Raw genomic sequence first — 17,077 nt, forward strand, 5'->3', positions numbered from 1 at the left:
ATGAGCGACAACCCAACCGATGCACCTCCCGTGCACCGGGTGACGGCGTTCGACCTGGTGTCACGCGAGCCGTGGGCCATCACCCCGGACATGCTGCAGACCATCACCGCCATCGCCCGCCGTGAAAATGAAGGGCCAGAAGCCTTGGAGGCTCGGCAAGGCAAGCCCTTGCAGAACACTCGAACGGTGACACAGCGCGGCAATGTCGCGCTGCTGCCCGTCACCGGCCCGGTGTTCCGTTACGCCAACCTATTTACGGCGCTGTCCGGTGCGACCTCGCTGGACGTGCTGGCCAAGGAGTTCACCACGGCGGTGGATGACCCGCGAACCGACACCATCATCCTAGTGATGGACACGCCCGGCGGCATTGCCAGCGGCATCGCGGAGTTTGGCCAAATGATCCGCGCCTCGCCCAAGCGGGTGGTGGCCTACGTCTCCGGCAACGCGGCCAGCGCCGGTTACTGGATGGCGGCGGCGGCCCATGAAATTGTCATGAGCCGCACCGGCGCGGTCGGCTCCATTGGCACTGTGTTGACGGTGCAGAAAAACGGCGACGACGGCAGTTTCGAGATCGTCAGCAGCCAGAGCCCCAAAAAACGGCCGGACTTCGGTACCGAGTCAGGCCGTGCGCAGGCCCAGGCCCATGTCGATCGATTGACCGACATCTTTGTCGAGGACGTAGCCAACTATCGCGGCCTCAGTGTTGAAACCGTGCTGGCCGACTTCGGCCAGGGCGACATGCGGATTGGTTCTGATGCCGTTGAACTGGGCATGGCTGACCGTGAATCCACCCTTGAAAACCTTATCGCCGAATTCAACGGCAGCTCTTCTGGAGATCGATCCATGTCCACGCCAAACAGCAGCACCGCACCCACCTCAACGACTGACAAGCCGGCCATCACCCGCGAGTACCTTGCCGCGAACCATGCCGAGCTGCTGGCCAGCCTGGAACATGATGCACATGCGGCCGGTGCCCGTGCTGAGTGTGACCGTATCAAGGCTGTTGAGGCGGCTGGATTGCCGGGCCATGAAGAACTGATTGCCAGCCTCAAGTTCGATGGCAAAACCAGCGGTGCCGAAGCTGCAGCGCAGGTGATCGGTGCCGAGAGATCGAAGCGCGCAAACGCACTGACCGATATTCGCGGTAGTGCTGCCGAGCCCGTACCGGGCGTAGTTACTCCGCCAGCGGCCCCAGCTGCTTCCAAGGAAGATCCGGACGCGCCGCTGGAAGAGCGAGCCAAAGCAACGTGGGACAGCGACAAGGAGTTGCGCACTGAATTCGGAACCTTCGAGGCCTACCACGGCTATCGCCGGGCTTCTGAAAAAGGGCTGATTAAGGTCCTGAAAAAGTAAGTACCTGGTAATCCTCTAACCCTTGGCCTTGGAGAATCCTATGCCACTTACACTCGACACCCCACGCGCTTACGAGACGGGGGATATCAACGATTTGCCTGTTGCCGGCGGCGCTCAAATCTTCGAAGGCTCAGCGGTCGGCATTGTTGCCGCCAGTGGCCTGGCTCGACCGCTCGCCGCCGGTGACCTGTTCGCAGGCTTTGCTGATCGCGGCGCTGACAACCGCATCGGCGGCGCTGGTGCGATCCGTGTTCGCACGCGAGAGCACGGCAAGGTGCAGCTCGCTGTCGCAGCACTGGCGATCACGGACATCGGCAAGGCTGTCTACGCCAGTGACAGCGGCACCTTCGTGCTGTCCGCGGCTGGCAATAGCCGCGTCGGCCATGTGCACCGCTTCGTCAGTGGCGGTGTGGGCATCGTCAAATTCGCTGCACAGGCCATTCCGGTCGCTCCGTAACATCCCGCGCAACTCCATTTTTTTCCAATTCATCCTTCTTCGGGAGAATCACCCATGGGTGCTGAAGTACTTTCCAGTCGTGCCGTGATCGGTACGTTTTACGAGCTGCTCGAACAAAATGTCGGCAATACCTGGATCGATGCAGTGTCCAACCTATTCGACTCCGACCAGGCCAAAGAAACCTATCCATGGATCGGCATGGTGCCAACGCTGCGCGAATGGATCGGCGGGCGTCATGCCAAGGGTTTCAACAGTGCTGACCTCGAAATCGAGAATCTGCACTTTGAAGCGACTATCGAAGTTTTGGTCAAAGAACTGCGCCGCGACAAAACCGGCCAACTGCGCATTCGTCTGGGTGAGCTGGCCGACCGTACCAACGCGCATTGGGCCCGCCTGTTGTCGGTGCTGCTGCTCAACGGCGAGAGCCAGGTCTGCTATGACGGGCAGTACTACTTCGACACCGACCACCAGGAAGGTCAAAGCGGTGTCCAGTCCAACAAGATCACCACGGTCATTGCCAACCTGCCTGCCAAGGTGCACGGCACACCGACTGCCCCGAGCGTCGAAGAATTCCAGCAGGCTGTTGCCCACTCGGTCACTCAACTCACCAGCCTCAAGGACGATCAGGGGGAACCGATCAACGAACTGGCTCGCGAATTCCTGGTGATGGTGCCGTTCAACCTGCTGAGTGTTGCCCAATCTGCGTTGAGCGTTCCCCGCGGTACCAGCATCAGCGAAATCGTCATGCCGGATAACGTCGTGGTACGCGTGGTGGGCAACGTCCGCCTCAACGCCTGGCAGGACCAGTTCGTCACCTTGCGTACTGATGGTCGCCTGAAAGCGTTCATTCGTCAGCAGGAAACCGATGTGGTGATGAAGGCCAAGGCTGAAGGCTCGGAGTTCGAATTCGACAACGATGCCCACCAGTACGGTGTCGACACCTGGCGCAACGTTGGCTTCGGTCGCTGGCAGTACGCCGTCCTGAACAAGCTGGTGTAAGCCAGCGGGCTTACACGTCATCGAGGACATCGATATGCCGAAGTATCAAGTTGATCAGCCCATCACGCTGTACAGCGGTGAGTTGATCTTGACCGCTGCCCAGGCCGCTGTGCGTGCGCACAGCCTGGAGGCGATCCCGGGCAAAAAGGGGCGTTACATCATTCTGGATGCCGTTCAGTTCAAGGCGGGGGAGGTGATCGTTATCCCCGGTGAACCGGACAAGGCGTTGGCGCAGCGCGTGAGTAAGGTCGAGAAAGCAGCCGGGGGCAGTGATGGCGAATAAGTCCTACACGGTCGTGTCCGGGACTTTTCGCGGTCCGGGCGACAAGGTGACCGCGCTCGGTGGCCAGATTGAATTGCCGGCCGACGTTGCTGAGCGTTTTCGCCATCAGCTGGTGGAGGTGAAGGTGGAGACCGTCGCCCAGCCAGTTCAGGAAAATGACCCTCGCAAAGGCGCCCAGGCCAAGGATGGCGGCAGTGCTTAATGAGGATCTCGCGGGCTTCCTGGAAGATTTCGACGTGGGCGGGGTGATTGATGGTCAACCCTTTCTGGCGGCCCGAGATATGCCCGACGAGATCGTTGGAATGGGTGGGCTGAACAGCCAATCCACCAGCTACGAGATCCTGGTTATCACCGCCGAGGCCGAACGCCTCGGCATCGACAATCCCAAGATGATCACCGTCGGTGGCGTCACTTTCAGGGTGCGCGATCGCCGCATGATTGATGACGGCGCTTTCAGTCTGGCCTCTCTCACCAAGGTTTAAATCCCATGCCTTCGATTCAAGAACGCATCGTCGAAAAGGCGAGGGCGCTGATTTCGGCTGCCGGTACGTTGGCCGAAGATCGTGTGTTTCGCAGCCGTACTGAAGCGCTGACGCGAGGCATGACCCCGGCCATCGTGCTGCGTCCTGATCTGGAAACCACCGAGCGCGAAAGCGCCTCGGTGGACCGCAACCAGTTTGAACTGTCAGTTGAAATTCTGGCGCGGGAGAACACCACCACCGGTGAGGCCTGGGACCAGATTGCCGATCTGGTCAAGGTTGCGGTCCATGCCGTCCTGCTGGCAGAGGATGCGTTTGAAGAAGCGGATCGGGTGCAACGCTTCTACATCGATTGGATCGAGGAAGACGGGGACAACACAGCCGGTAACTGCATGGTGCGTTACCGCTTTACCTACCTGTGCAATACCGGCGACTTGACGTCCGGTCCTACCTTTTACTGAGGAACACATTATGCAAATTGCATTCGGTAGCGGGCTGTTTTATGCCACCCCGCTGATGGACGCCTATGGCAACTCGCTGGCCTCACCGACCCCCATCCTGCTCGGCATCATGCAGGAAGCCTCGGTAGATCTGTCCTATGACTCCAAGGAGTTGTTCGGTAGCGAGCAGTTCGCGGTCGACGCCGCTCGTGGTCAGGGCAAGCTGTCCGGCAAGGCAAAAGCAGCGCAGATCAGCCTTGCACAGTGGAATGCTCTGGTTTTCGGCCAGAACCTGCAGTCCGGTCAGGTGCTGGTGCATCATGCGACTACGCCGACCCCTGTGCCTGCCGGCGGCAAGATCACCGTGACGCCGCCCGTAGGCGGTCTATTGTCGGGTGATCTGGGAGTGCGTGGCGGCGGAGCGCTGCCTTTCGAGCGAGTGCTGACCGCTCCTGCAGTCGGTCAATACACCTATAACGCCGTGACGGGCGAGTACAGCTTCGCGGCTGCCGATGTCGATGTGCCGGTGTTTATCGACTACCGCTACTCGGTTGCGACGGGTAAGAGCCTGTCGGTTCGCAACTTGCCCATGGGCGATATGCCGGTGTTCCAGGGTGAGCTGTACCTGAAGTACAAGGGCAAAGCGATCTATGTCCGAGTGCCGAACTTCGTCAGCAACAAGCTGAGCTTCGGTACCAAGCAGGACGACTACACCATCCCTGACTTTGAATTCACTGGCTACGCCGATGAGTTTGGCGAGGTCGTGTACTGGAGTGCCAGCGAATGACGGTCGTGAATGTACCGGGTGTCGAGTTCTCGTTTCCCGGGAAGGTATTAGTTATTCCGCCGCTGGCTCTGGGTGATCTGGAGCAGTTGCTGGACCGAATCAACTCGGTGATGGCGGGCAACATGGACAAGGACAGCATTGCGACCGTGATCGATGCGACGCACGCCGCATTGCGTCGTAATTATCCCGATATTGAGCGCGCTGAGGTTGCCGCTCTGTTGGACCTGAGAAACATGCGTGATGCCCTCGATGCGGTGATGAGCGCCTCGGGTCTGGAAGTCCAGGATGCGGCACCGGGGGAAGCGGTGGCCCCTTCGCCTGGGGCCAGCTCTACGCTCACCTGATTGCGAGCACCGGTCAGAGCCCGGTCACGCTGCGACGTGACTGGGACATGATCATGGTCGGGCACATGACCGACTACTGGCATCACCACCCGCCGGTGCATGTGCTGGTTGCCGGGTATCTGGGATACAAACCAACGCAATCGGACCATGGAGCGCCTGACTTGGCGACCAACATGGCAGCGCTGGCGGCGGATATGCGCGACGAGCTGCCTGAGCATTTGCGTGGCGCTTTGGATGCCTTTGTCGTACCAGGCTGAGGAAGCGCCGAGCGCTCTCTCGTCATCAACAGAACTCCGCCTCGGCGGAGTTTTTTACTATCTGCACAGTGAGTGTTCGGCATGGATAGAAATATCGCGTACCAGTTCACTGCCGGCACTCAGGGGTTTGACCGCGCAGTTGAAAGCATCGAGCGCAACATGCGTGACGCTCGAACCACGCTCAGCCGTGAATTGCGGGCCATCAACACGGACATGGTGGGCAGTCAGGCCCAGATCGGAAAGTTTGGCCCGGCGGTGAATGACGCCTTTGCGGGTGTCGCTAGTGTCATGCGCTCTGGTTTGGGCGGCGTAGCCGCGGGCATTTTGGGCGTGTTTGGGATTGGGGCCTTCAAGCTGAGCCAGTTGGTCAGTGATAGCAAGGATGCAGCGATCCAGCAGCAGGCGGCCTATCGCGGTTTGGAAGCGGTGGCCAACCATGCTGGCGTCGGTATCGGGCGGGCCATGGATGAGGCCAACAAGCTGGCAGCCGATGGCTTGGTCAGCGTCGGGGATGCTGCCAAGGCGTTGCAGAACCTGCTGAGCCGCGGTTATAGCGTTGACCAGGCGGTGTCGGTCATCAATCGATTGAAAGACGCCGCGGCGTTCAACCGGCAAGCCAGCCTCAGTATGTCCGAAGCGGTGGTGACCGCGACCGAGGGCTTGAAGAACGAAAACTCGGTGCTGGTCGACAACGCGGGCGTGACAAAAAACGTCGCCAAGATGTGGGACGAGTACGCCAAAAGCATCGGCACCACGCGTGACAAATTAACCGAATCCCAGAAAATCCAGGCCGAATACAACGGGATCATGAAAGAGACCGAGGCCCAGGTCGGCAATGCGAAGAAGGCGGCCGATGGGCTGACGGGTAGCCAGGCTGAGCTTGACTCGAGGAGCAATGAACTCAAGGTCACCATTGGCACAATCCTCGAGCCCGTTTTTATCAGCTTGAACAAACGCCTGGCTGAAACTGCCGGCTGGTTCAATGGCATTCTTAAAGGCATGACGGGGGTGGGGCTGACCGTCGAGGAAGTGGCGGCGAATGTCGCTCGCTATGAGGCGATGCTGGCAAACGTTGGCAATAAAGGATCACGGGGTGGGGGTGGCCAGGCCCAGCTGGAGGGCTCGCTACAGGAAGAGCGCCTGTTGCTGGAAAGTATGCAGCTCACCTCTACGAAGATCGATCAGGTAGATGCCGGCATGCGGTCACGCATGGCGCGAATCGAGGCGCAGCGAGCCAAGGTCGCGGAAATGGCGGCGACCGGTGACACGGCGTTGACCAAGCCTCCCCAGCAAGGGCGCGTCGCTCCAACAGCCTATGGCATTGAAATAGCGCGCCTCACCAAGCTTGAACAGGCATACGCCGCTGCCGTCGAGCATCGCAAAAACCTGGTTCAAACCACCACACCGCCGCCGGCGAAAACGGACACTCCGACCGCGCCAACTGGGCCTACAAAATCCCGGATGAGCCAGTGGTCTGAAGCGCTGGATGCGCAGAAGGTCGCACACGCGCAGCTGCAGTCGGAGCAGGGAACCTTTCTGAAGTTCTCCCAACAGCAGGAAATGGACTACTGGCAGGGCATCCTTAAACGTACTGATCTCAGCGCGTCCGAAAGGCTCACCGTGCAACGCAACTACCTCGGCGCCTTGAACGGGCTTCGGCGTCAGGACGAAGGCAAAGCGTTTGCCGATCTGCAGGCCCAGGCCCAGCAGTACCGCCACAACATGGACGCTCGGCTGCAAATTGCTCAGCAGACGCTGGATCGCAGTCGGCTGCTCTATGGCCAAGACTCCCAGGAGTACCAGCGGGCGGCCTCTGAGGTTGTTGCTATCGAGCGGGAGAAACAGCAGCAGATTGCCAACATGAAGCAGCAGCAAGTTGCTGCTGATCAACAAACCCGGCTCACGGACATTGCCCATGCCGAGCAAATGGCGCAATTGGATCTGCAGGCCAACCTGATCACCCAAGGGCAGTTGTTGCAAGCGCAGGCCGAGTTCGAGCAGCAGCGTTACGCGATTGAAGCGGCTGCTTTGGCGCAGCGAAAAGCCTTGCTCGATCAAGACCCTGACCGCAACCCCGTTGCCCTGCAGCAGGTTCAGCAACAGATCCTCGCGCTGGAGCAAACGCATCGCAACAGCATGGCGGTCATCGGCCGTCAGCAAACCATGGAGTCCCAGAGCAACTGGTCCGGAATGCTCGGCAGCATCCAGTCGAGTTGGTCCGGCGGTCTCAGCGGCATCCTGTCCGGGACGATGAGCACTCAAGGGTTACTGCAGGGCATCTTCGGCAATATCGGCACCGCGTTTATCGAGAACATGGTGACCAAGCCGTTGATGGCCTGGATGTTCGGTGAAACTGCCAAAACCGGCGCGACGGTGGCCGGCGTCGGTGTGCGTACCGCAGCGGAAGCGGGTGGTGCGGCCATGTCCGTGGCGATCTGGGGCGCGGCCACGATCAAGAACATCATCGCCAGTGCTTGGCAAGCGATGGCGGGTGCCTTCGCGGCCATGTCGGCGATTCCCATCATCGGTCCCGTGCTGGGTGTCGCTGCCGCTGCGGCGGCTGGCGCCTTTGTGTTTGGCCTGGTGAAAAACGTGGCGTCGGCCGAAGGCGGCTACGACATTCCGGCGGGTACCAATCCAATGACCCAGCTTCACGAACAGGAAATGGTTCTGCCCAAACAATACGCCAACGTCATCCGCCAGGCGGCGAATGGCGACGGGCAACTGGGGGGCGGTGGCACCTACCACTACAACGATTACAGCGGCCGGATGACGCCGGCAGACATCCGGCGCAACGCCCGGGCATTTGCCGAGGAAATGCAAAAAATGCGGCGTAACGGTGCCATCAAGGCATAGGGGGGAAATCATGCCATTAGGTCCGTTCTGGCCACCACGCTGGATTGCCAGCTATCCAGATGTGGGTGAGGTGATCGACGGGGTGTTGCCGCGTATGCCGGGGCAAACACTGCTGTCGAAAAAGGCACCGGAGTGGAGCACGGGGGTGCAAAAGGCAGCCAGCGGCCGGCGTCGCACCACCGCGTACTACTCGGCGCCATTGTGGTCATTCCAGATCAGTTACAACGCGGTGCGCAAACGGCCGGGGCTGGATGAATGGTCGCGGCTGGTGGACTTCTTCAACAGCCGCAAAGGGCAGTTCGGCGAGTTCCTGTACTTCGATCGCTCTGATCACCTGGTGACACTTCAACAGTTCGGTACCGGCGACGGCACCACCGTCAGGTTTCAGCTTTCCCGCGCTATCGGCGGTTGGGTCGAGCCGGTGTATGGCGTCGTCAACATTGATGCACTGACGGTGGATGGCGTTCTGACGTTGGCCTACAGCATCGATGAACTGGGTCTGGTCACGTTTGCTGTGCCACCGCCCAACGGGGCGTCGCTGGTGTGGAGCGGCGCCTTCTATTTCCGCTGTGCCTTCGATGCCGACTCGCTGGATGGCGCACAGCCTTTCCGGACGATCTGGGAAATAAAAAACGTCGCCTTTACGAGTATCAAACCATGATCGATGCCAGCCCAGAGTTAAAGCAGTTCCTGGCCACGGCGCGCAGTTTCGTGATGGCCGATCTGTACACGATTGCCTTGGCCAGCGGCCAAGTGCTGCGCTACACCGATGCCGGTCTACAGATTTACTACGCCGGGCAGAATTACTCGGCCAGCGGCCCAATGATCAAACGCACCGGGGTTCGTGCGGTGCGCGGCATCGAGGTGGACACCTTGAACGTCACCTTTACCGCAGGCCTGAGCGATACGGTGCTGGGTGAATCGGTACTGCCGTTCATTGCCGGCGGTGGTTTCGATGGCGCCACGTTGAGTCTGGCCCGGGCCTTCATGGCGGATTGGGGCAAGCCAGTGATTGGAACGGTGACGCGCTTCATCGGCCGGGTGGCCGAGGTCGATCCCGCCGATCGCGAGCAGGCGACCGTCACCGTCAAGTCGCCGATGGAATTGCTGGATACCAAAGTCCCCCGGGGTGTGTATCAGCCGTCGTGTCTGCGCACGGTGTACAGCGCCGATTGTGGGGTGAATCGGGCGTTGTTCCAGACGGCGGGCGTCGTCCAGGCAGGCAGCAATACCGCCCTGCGCATCAATTCCAACGTGATGGCGGATCAGGGCTGGTTCGACCAGGGCGTGATTCGCTTCGTCAACGGGGCCAATGCTGGTGTGGCGCGTACGGTACGACGCCAGACCGGCGACGGCGCGGTCACGATGATTCTCGGGGTACCCGCTGTTCCTGAACCGGGCGATCAGTTCCTGATTTATCCGGGCTGCCCGCGCACGCTGGATGCCTGCACCAACAAGTTCGGTAACCGCGCGCGTTATCGCGGCATGCCCTTCATCCCAGTCGCGGAGACGTCGATATGAACGCGCTCGAAGCTCAGCAGCGGGCGGCCGTGGTGGCCGAGGCTGAACGCTGGCTGCGCACACCGTACCAGCACCGTCAGCACTTGCTGGGTGTCGGTGTCGACTGTGCCTGGCTGCTGATTGAAGTCTATAACGCGGTCGGGCTGATGCCCTTGATCGACCCCGGACCTTATGCCCAGGACTGGCACCTGCATCGCAGCGAGGAACGTTATCTGGACTGGCTCGATCGGTACGGCCACCCGGTGGAGACACCTCAACGCGGAGACATGGCGGTGTGGCGTTTCGGTCGCACGTACAGCCACGGCGCGGTGGTAATCGATGAGCACCGGGTCATCCATGCCTACCGCGATATTGGCGTGGAATACGCAGACATGCGCGAGGAACGGCTGGCCAGCCAGCTGGTGCGTTATTACACACTCAACCTATATGGAGTCAGCGATGGGGGGCAGCAGTAGCACCATTACCACCAGCGCCACGCGCATCAATGCACTGCAAGTTCAGAGCAGTGCCAGCGGCAAGCCGATCGCCTGGATCGCCGGCCGTAACCGCATCAGCCCCAACCTGATTTACTACACCGACTTCGAAGCCGTGGCGAAGACCACGAAGAAAAAGTCGGGTGGCAAGGGCGGCGGTGGGGCAACCCAAAAAGACACCACCTACACCTACTACGCGGCACTGATCCTCGCGATTGGTCGTGGGACGTTGGGTGCGGTTCACCGCATTTTTCGTGACAAGGAAGTGTTTGCCGAAGCGGTCATCAACGGGGTAACTCAGTCGGCCTTGGCACAGGCGGGTTTCAGCTTTGCCCGGGGTGATCGCGACCAACCGGTGTGGGGCTTTCTCGAAACCAAGCATCCCGCCGAGGCTATCGCCTACGCGGACACCGCTTATGTGTATGCCGGTCGGTACCTGCTCAATGATAGCGCCGGGGTGCAGAACCACACGTTCGAGGTAGACGGTCCCTATCAAGTGCCGGGGTTGCCGGACGCCAATCCCGGGGAGTTTTTGTCAGGGTTACTGCTCGATCCTTTGGACGGCATTGGATTCAACCCATGGTGGATTGCCGACCTGAGCAATTATCGCAATTACTGTCTGGCCGAAAACCTATTGTTGAGTCCGGTGCTCGACGAGCAGTCTCCGGCCAGAGAAGCGATCGCCCGCTGGCTGCAGCTAACCAACAGCGAACTGGTCTGGTCGGCCGGTCAGCTCAAGGTCATTCCCTATGGCGATCAGGTCGTGACCGGCAATGGCGTGACCTGGTATCCGGATGTCACGCCAGTGGCGGATCTGACCGATGATGATTTTCTGGCTGAGGAGGGCGAGCCACCGGTTTCACTGAAGATCAAGAGTCAGGCGGACAGCTACAACGAAGTCTCGCTGGAGATTCTCGATCGCGCTCACGAGTACAACACCGATGTGGTGCGCGGCACCGATCAGGCGGCCATCGAGCAGTTCGGCTCGCGACCGATGGAGACGATCAAGGCCTATGAGATTTGCGATGTGGCGATTGGTGCGCATGCCGCGCAGTTGCTGGTTCAGCGCAAGCTCTATGTGCGCAATGAATACCAGTTCTCCCTGGGCTGGCAGCATGTGCTGCTTGAGCCGATGGACCTGGTTACCATTACCGAGCCGGGGTTGAACCTGCAGCAGCGCTTAGTCCGTTTGATCTCGGTCGAGGAAGACGAAGAGGGCAAATTGGCCGTGGTGGCCGAAGATGCGTTGCTGGGTGTTGGCAGTGCGCCGAATTACCCGGTACAGAGCAAAAGTGGTTTTCAGAGCAATCAGAATGTCGCACCCGGTCCGGCCTTGGCGCCGATCATGTTCAATCCCCCGGAAAGCCTGTTGCTAACTGGTCAGTTGCAAGTGTGGGGCGCCGTGGCGGGGGCGAGCCCGAACTGGGGCGGCTGCGAGATCTGGATTAGCGCCGACGGTGACAGCTATCGGATGGCTGAAACCATCTATGGTCGGGCCCGCATGGGCCAACTCACGGCCACGCTGGCCGCCGGCAACGATCCGGACACGGTCAATACCCTGTCTTTGCAACTGGCGGCACCGGACGAACTGGCGGCCGCGACTACCGCCGAGGCGGATAGCGGCGCCACTCTGTGCTGGGTGGACGGGGAGCTGCTCAGCTACCGCGATGCCACGCTGACCGGCGTGGGTGCCTATCAGTTGGGCTACCTGCGACGTGGACGACTCAGCTCGCCGGTGGCCAGCCATCCGCCCGGGGCACCGTTTGTGCGTCTGGATGATGCCGTCTGGAAATACAGTTACGCCCAGGATCAGATCGGCAGAACCGTGTGGGTCAAGTTTCGTTCGTTCAACGTGTATGGCCGGGCGCTGGAGGATCTGGCGGACGTCACGGCGTACAGCGTCACCTTGTCGCCGGCGCGGGTGGTACCTGCGTCGGCGCAGAACCTGGCGCTGGTCGGCTCATTCGAAGCGCCGTACTTCACCGTCAGCTGGACGGCCGGGGCTCGCGCGGAGGATCGGCTGGTGCGGATCCGCAACGCCGGCAGCAATGCGTTGCTGCGTCAGGTATCGACCACCAGCACGGCCTTCACCTACCAGCGGGCTGACGCCTTGATCGACGGCGCGCTGCTGCGCAGTTACCGCGTGGAGATCATCGAGCGCAACGCTGCCGGCAGCGCGCCGTTGGCTTCGGTGTTGGTCACCAACACGGCACCGGAAGCGGTGACCGGCACAACGGCGACGGTCAGCGGCACAACGGCTGATGTGAGCTGCGATCCCAGCAGTGCAGCAGACGCTGCCGGTTACATGTTCGTGTATTCCACCGTCGCTGGTTTCGACCCGACCTTTGCCGGAGCGGTTGGCTATCAGGGGGCGTCCCGTTCTGGGGAAATCACCGGCTTGATTGCCGGCACCACCTACTACCTCTGTGCCGCTGCTTACGACACCTGGAGCAGCACGCGCAGTCAGCTCAACTTCGCTCCGGCGATCACCTTTAACACCTGATAGAGAGCCATTATGCAACCCATTCAATTCTTCGCCGCCCGGGCTGAGGACGGCGCCCTGGTGCCCGGCGCAACGGTAGATGTGTTTGTGAGTGGCACGCAGGCACGTGCTGCGCTGTTTTTGGACTCATTAGGCAATACACCTCTTGGTAATCCGTTTCTTGCCGACAAAAATGCCCGCGTATTTTTTTACACAAGCACTAACCGAATCGATGTGCATATCCATCGCGGTGGGTATTCGGCTCCCTTGATTCGAGACATCGTCATAACGGACCCCGACGATGTGCTTGCATTGACCAACGGTGTCTATCGCACCATTGCACAGGGGCTCGCTGCGACTGTTAACGGCAAGATCTTTCAGGTTGTAGCCCCTGAAGATGAAGCCGCCTATGCGATTTACCAGAATGTTAACGGTGCAGCTGTTGATACCGGAAAGAGAATTCCCACACGGTATCTGTTAGATCGGGTGGAAAGTTCGGCTCGGCAATCTGCGGATGCGGCAGAGGCATTTTCGGAAGCATCGAGAACATTTGCTGAGGGTGCTTTAGCCTATGCAGGGCGAAACTTCGGGCCTCTAGCGGCTGATCCCGCTACCAATCCGCTGGGGCAGCCTCTGTCGGCAGGGGATCGATATTTCAATACCACCATGGGCATCGAACGTGTCTTCACCGGCATTGTTTGGCTTACGCCAAATGCCGATGGGCAAATGATTATGAGCGAGCTTGGTGACGCCACTGACCCGGGGAAGGGGGGAGGAATGGTGGCATTCATACGTGGAGTCTTCGGCCGAGGCGCTTATACAGTGGCCGGCATGTTGAGCGCTCAGACCTTAAATGTCTGGGAACACGTCCATGTCATCCCTTTGGCGGACAAGATTGACCCCGCCGAACCGGCCACCTGGTATTGGGACACGGCAATCAACGCGGCGCTGCAAAAGGGCAAGAAAGTCCTGATTCCGTACCCCCTCAAGGTCAAGCGCAAGATCACAACCAAAGTGACTGGCGCGCAGCTCGTGGGTGACGGCATCGACTCTGCCGGCCTTGTCCTGGACCCGCTGGGTGGTCCAGGTGCCGGGTTCATCGGTGACTGTGTGGTTGAGTTGGGCGACTCAACTGCGGCTGCAGAAGTCTCGACCCATCTGGGTCTTTCTGCGCTCACGATCGATGTGGGTGGCCGCGATATTCCGGGTGTCGCCATGTTTGGCGCCCGGGATGGGAGTTATGCAAAGCGCGTCTATATCAAAAACTTCTCCGGTACCGCCTTTAAAACCAACAAGGCCGGCGGTGGTACAGGCGTGGCGACTGGCAAGATGTGCCAAGGCGTCAAAATCGAGCAGGTGATTGCGCTGCCACAACATGGCATCAAAACCGATGTGTTCTTGCTCGACGGTATCTTTGAAAGCGAGGTCAATCTTTGCAAGGCCTTTGGTTTCACGCTGGCTGAGAACAGCGCTGTGGGCTTCGCCGTGGGCAGAAATACCGAATCCCGCGGGGTCAAGCTCAACACCTGCGCGGGTGCGAACATGGTCAAGTTTGGCAATGCCGCCAATTTCAACGCTGTCATCCAGTATGGTGAGTGGTCGCGCGATAATTGGGATTACAACACCACCTTCGAGAATGTCGAAGGGCCGGGAGTTATTTTCCATGGCGGCACGGCCAGCGGTCAGCTGTTGCCGCTCAACTGCCGATCGGTGGACCCGAGGCCCTATTTTTCCGCAGTGGCTGCCGTGCTTAATCCGTTGTACTTGTTCCGCAAGGCGAATGCCTGCTTTGCTGAGGGCGTTAACTATTACTCAACGGTCAAGGCGATTTTCGAATTTACAGGTGAGGGTGGACTGAATAACTACGGGGTGCTCACCGGTGGCGTTAACCCCGAAGCGCTTGTGAGCTCCGGAGTAGTAGTGTTTGGCGCTGGAACTCTTTCCAGTAACTTTGTGGCGGGTTACTCAAGCGAAGTGTCCACGCGTAAAGAGTTTGTGGTTACTGTTGATCAGCAGTTCTATCGCGTGCTGCCGAATGGGGCGAGCGAGCAAACGGATCAGTTCTACACCACCTTCAACCTGGGGGATTCCGGAAAATACCGCTGGCGCAACAAATCGTTGGAGACTGTCGCATCGATTGATGACTCGAGCCTTTCCTCAGGGAAAACGGCGTTGTCGCTCAAACTGATCAAGAACGGTGTGACCTCTTTTGATCGCATTGAGTTGGGTCCTACTGACTCCGCAGGTGTCGGCTATCGAACACTCCGGATCCCTAACTAAGGAATTGAGCATGTCCATCAAGAAGACCATCGAATTCAAAGGTATCACCGTCATAGATGCCCACATTACCGCGGTCATGCCAGCCATTGCCATGGGCAACAGGATGATGACCTTTGGTGTTCAGTACCGCAGTAGTCCCGAGGCGGAAGTGTTCCAAAGCGAAATCAAAGAGGCGCCCTATGACATCGACGGCGGCAATCCGCTGGAGCAGGCCTATGCGCACCTGAAGACGCTTCCAGGATTCGCTGGGGCTATCGATTGCTGATTAATTCACCAGCAACATTTTACTTCGGTGGATATCTACGGGCTCAGGAGTGGAGTCGATGAACGCCATGCCAGCTCGGATGGCGCTTAGGCCTTGCTCTATCGGGAACGAGCCCAAGCGGTGAATGTGCGGACCAATTCAGCCAATGAGGCTAAGCCGTCTGCACATCCACCTCTAGAGAAACCGGCTTTATGCAATCGAGTACGCCGTACCACAGCGTATTCCGAAGCCATGTCTGCTTCGCAGACCTGGGCCGAACTTGAACTCCTTAGGAGTAAAACTAATGCCGAGCTCAGAATCGACAAAAGAAAGCTCCACTGCGGTAATTGGCAGTTCTACTTTGGCCCAATTTTGATCACTGATTTCGGGATAGCGCTTCTTCGCTTCGTCGATGCTGTTTATTTCGAAATACTCGATCGAGACCATGTCCTTGTTTGGGTAGCTGATCTTTAGCTTTTTGGCAGAGGGTGGGAATTCTATATGTTCCTCATTTCCTGCATCGTACCAAACGTTATTTACCACTGACATTCTTGGTTTGTTGCTGGTTTCAATCATGTGAAGATTTAGTAGTAGGTAGCCATTTTCATCTCGCTCGAACCATATTTTTGGTGTGCCTTGATATGAAAATAGAATAGGAGTCTCGTAGGATAAATTACTACCAATAACGGCAAGAAGCCTATTTCTCATCCAATTGAATTTTCCGGAGACTTGCTTCCAGTTTTCTTTGCCGGACTTTTTGAATTGTTTAAGTTGTTCATTGGTGAAGGCGCCATTGTCTGCTTGGATGTGGTGATCTCTGCATAGCGCAATCATTCCTTCAGGGTTGTGATGATTCTCTTCACTAAATGGTGGATCAAAGTGGTGCCACTCAAGATTTGGCAGACCACAGTCTGTGACTGGGCAGCCAAAACCTACTTCTTCACGAAGAATTTGTATTACGTTTTTTGGTGGCTTGCGAGTCATGCACTAATCCTTAGTTGTATGAAAAAAGCTCACTGCTTGCAGTTAAGGCGCGGGTGCTAGTCGTGCCCGGTTATAGCTGAATACGAAGGCAGAAGTCTTTGCTTTTTCTGCGGCCGATTCCACGGCCGCTGCTTCATTGTAGATCGTTAACCGTCCCCCGCTAAATGCGGGTGTTTTGCATGGAGAAAATATGCCTCTTACACAGCAGCAACTGTTACAGATCCTTCCAAATGCCCGCCCAGTTGCGGGCATTTTTTTGCCTGCGCTGAATCGATCTATGGCTCGGTACAAGATCGACAGTCGCATGCGGCAGGCTGCGTTCTTGGCACAGGTCGGACATGAGTCCAGCCACCTGCGGAGCCTGGTGGAAAACCTCAATTACAACGCCGAGGGTTTATCAATGACCTGGAAAGACCGGTACCGCGGCGCCGATGGCAAGCCGAACGCCCGGGCGATCAGCTTGGCCCGACGGCCGGAAGCGATCGCCAACGATACGTATTCTGGCCGTAACGGAAACAAGGCACCCGGGGATGGCTGGCAATACCGCGGGCGTGGGCTGCTGCAGATCACCGGCCGCTCGAACTACAGCTCCGCTGGCGTCGCCTTGGGGCTCCCGTTGGAGGATAAGCCGGAACTGCTCGAGCAACCGGAATACGCCGTCATGTCCGCCGCTTGGTGGTGGTCGCAGCGCGGCCTGAATGAACTGGCAGACGCCGCCCGTATTGAGGACATCGGCAGCGTCATTAACACAGGCAAACCTGGCCGGGTGCCGCACGGTGCCGCGGAGCGGCTTGCGCTGTACCGGCTTGCGCTGGAGTCGCTGGCCTGATTGGTAAAC

At 58.8% G+C, this 17,077-nt stretch carries 19 protein-coding genes; 18 read left to right on the forward strand and 1 reads right to left on the reverse strand.

Features of this window, described 5'->3' with window-relative positions; all coding sequences use genetic code 11:
- The 17 genes from AC1DWG_RS03850 (at window position 1) to AC1DWG_RS03930 (ending at window position 15,276) form a co-directional block, all read left to right on the forward strand.
- Window positions 1-1,353: a S49 family peptidase gene (locus AC1DWG_RS03850; RefSeq protein ID WP_477787246.1), complete on the forward strand. Its 1,353-nt coding sequence runs from the start codon at window positions 1-3 to the stop codon at window positions 1,351-1,353.
- Between the two features lie 40 nt (window positions 1,354-1,393).
- The gene (locus AC1DWG_RS03855; RefSeq protein ID WP_477787247.1) at window positions 1,394-1,810 is read left to right on the forward strand and encodes a hypothetical protein; all 417 of its coding nucleotides are present in this window, start codon (window positions 1,394-1,396) and stop codon (window positions 1,808-1,810) included.
- A 54-nt stretch (window positions 1,811-1,864) separates the two neighbouring features.
- Window positions 1,865-2,809: a Mu-like prophage major head subunit gpT family protein gene (locus tag AC1DWG_RS03860; RefSeq protein WP_477787248.1), complete on the forward strand. Its 945-nt coding sequence runs from the start codon at window positions 1,865-1,867 to the stop codon at window positions 2,807-2,809.
- Window positions 2,810-2,843: 34 nt separating this feature from the next.
- The gene (locus AC1DWG_RS03865) at window positions 2,844-3,092 is read left to right on the forward strand and encodes a hypothetical protein (protein ID WP_477787249.1); all 249 of its coding nucleotides are present in this window, start codon (window positions 2,844-2,846) and stop codon (window positions 3,090-3,092) included.
- On the forward strand, window positions 3,082-3,294 hold the full coding sequence (locus AC1DWG_RS03870; RefSeq protein WP_477787250.1) for a hypothetical protein: 213 nt from the start codon (window positions 3,082-3,084) through the stop codon (window positions 3,292-3,294). Before AC1DWG_RS03865 ends, AC1DWG_RS03870 begins: the two co-directional genes overlap by 11 nt.
- Window positions 3,287-3,574 (forward strand): hypothetical protein, encoded by a 288-nt coding sequence (locus tag AC1DWG_RS03875; protein WP_477787251.1) that lies wholly within the window; start codon window positions 3,287-3,289, stop codon window positions 3,572-3,574. The genes AC1DWG_RS03870 and AC1DWG_RS03875 overlap by 8 nt, the downstream gene beginning before the upstream one ends.
- Window positions 3,575-3,579: 5 nt before the next feature.
- Entirely contained in the window at window positions 3,580-4,032 is a 453-nt protein-coding gene (locus AC1DWG_RS03880) for a hypothetical protein (protein ID WP_477787252.1), read from the forward strand.
- Between the two features lie 10 nt (window positions 4,033-4,042).
- Window positions 4,043-4,798 (forward strand): major tail protein, encoded by a 756-nt coding sequence (locus AC1DWG_RS03885; RefSeq protein WP_477787253.1) that lies wholly within the window; start codon window positions 4,043-4,045, stop codon window positions 4,796-4,798.
- On the forward strand, window positions 4,795-5,142 hold the full coding sequence (locus tag AC1DWG_RS03890; RefSeq protein WP_477787254.1) for a hypothetical protein: 348 nt from the start codon (window positions 4,795-4,797) through the stop codon (window positions 5,140-5,142). The genes AC1DWG_RS03885 and AC1DWG_RS03890 overlap by 4 nt, the downstream gene beginning before the upstream one ends.
- Before the next feature lie 65 nt (window positions 5,143-5,207).
- Complete coding sequence (locus AC1DWG_RS03895) at window positions 5,208-5,399, forward strand: hypothetical protein (protein ID WP_477787255.1); 192 nt, start codon at window positions 5,208-5,210, stop codon at window positions 5,397-5,399.
- Window positions 5,400-5,480: 81 nt separating this feature from the next.
- A complete protein-coding gene (locus tag AC1DWG_RS03900) occupies window positions 5,481-8,255 on the forward strand; it encodes a hypothetical protein (protein WP_477787256.1) in 2,775 nt (924 codons plus the stop codon).
- Window positions 8,256-8,265: 10 nt separating this feature from the next.
- Window positions 8,266-8,916 (forward strand): DUF2460 domain-containing protein, encoded by a 651-nt coding sequence (locus AC1DWG_RS03905; protein ID WP_477787257.1) that lies wholly within the window; start codon window positions 8,266-8,268, stop codon window positions 8,914-8,916.
- Window positions 8,913-9,776: a DUF2163 domain-containing protein gene (locus tag AC1DWG_RS03910; RefSeq protein WP_477787258.1), complete on the forward strand. Its 864-nt coding sequence runs from the start codon at window positions 8,913-8,915 to the stop codon at window positions 9,774-9,776. The genes AC1DWG_RS03905 and AC1DWG_RS03910 overlap by 4 nt, the downstream gene beginning before the upstream one ends.
- Complete coding sequence (locus AC1DWG_RS03915; RefSeq protein WP_223594501.1) at window positions 9,773-10,231, forward strand: NlpC/P60 family protein; 459 nt, start codon at window positions 9,773-9,775, stop codon at window positions 10,229-10,231. The genes AC1DWG_RS03910 and AC1DWG_RS03915 overlap by 4 nt, the downstream gene beginning before the upstream one ends.
- A complete protein-coding gene (locus tag AC1DWG_RS03920) occupies window positions 10,215-12,752 on the forward strand; it encodes a phage tail protein (protein WP_477787259.1) in 2,538 nt (845 codons plus the stop codon). The genes AC1DWG_RS03915 and AC1DWG_RS03920 overlap by 17 nt, the downstream gene beginning before the upstream one ends.
- A gap of 12 nt (window positions 12,753-12,764) precedes the next feature.
- On the forward strand, window positions 12,765-15,011 hold the full coding sequence (locus tag AC1DWG_RS03925) for a hypothetical protein (RefSeq protein WP_477787260.1): 2,247 nt from the start codon (window positions 12,765-12,767) through the stop codon (window positions 15,009-15,011).
- A gap of 10 nt (window positions 15,012-15,021) precedes the next feature.
- A complete protein-coding gene (locus AC1DWG_RS03930) occupies window positions 15,022-15,276 on the forward strand; it encodes a hypothetical protein (RefSeq protein WP_477787261.1) in 255 nt (84 codons plus the stop codon).
- Between the two features lie 189 nt (window positions 15,277-15,465).
- Here AC1DWG_RS03930 and AC1DWG_RS03935 read toward each other — a convergent pair whose 3' ends face one another.
- Window positions 15,466-16,239 carry an HNH endonuclease gene (locus tag AC1DWG_RS03935; RefSeq protein WP_477787262.1) on the reverse strand — a complete coding sequence of 258 codons (774 nt, stop codon included), beginning with the start codon at window positions 16,237-16,239 and terminating at the stop codon, window positions 15,466-15,468.
- Window positions 16,240-16,429: 190 nt separating this feature from the next.
- Here AC1DWG_RS03935 and AC1DWG_RS03940 point away from each other — a divergent pair, with 190 nt between their 5' ends.
- Entirely contained in the window at window positions 16,430-17,068 is a 639-nt protein-coding gene (locus tag AC1DWG_RS03940) for a glycoside hydrolase family 19 protein (RefSeq protein ID WP_477787263.1), read from the forward strand.
- Window positions 17,069-17,077 lie beyond the last annotated feature (9 nt).

This window comes from Pseudomonas sp. P4_B3, assembly GCF_056402295.1.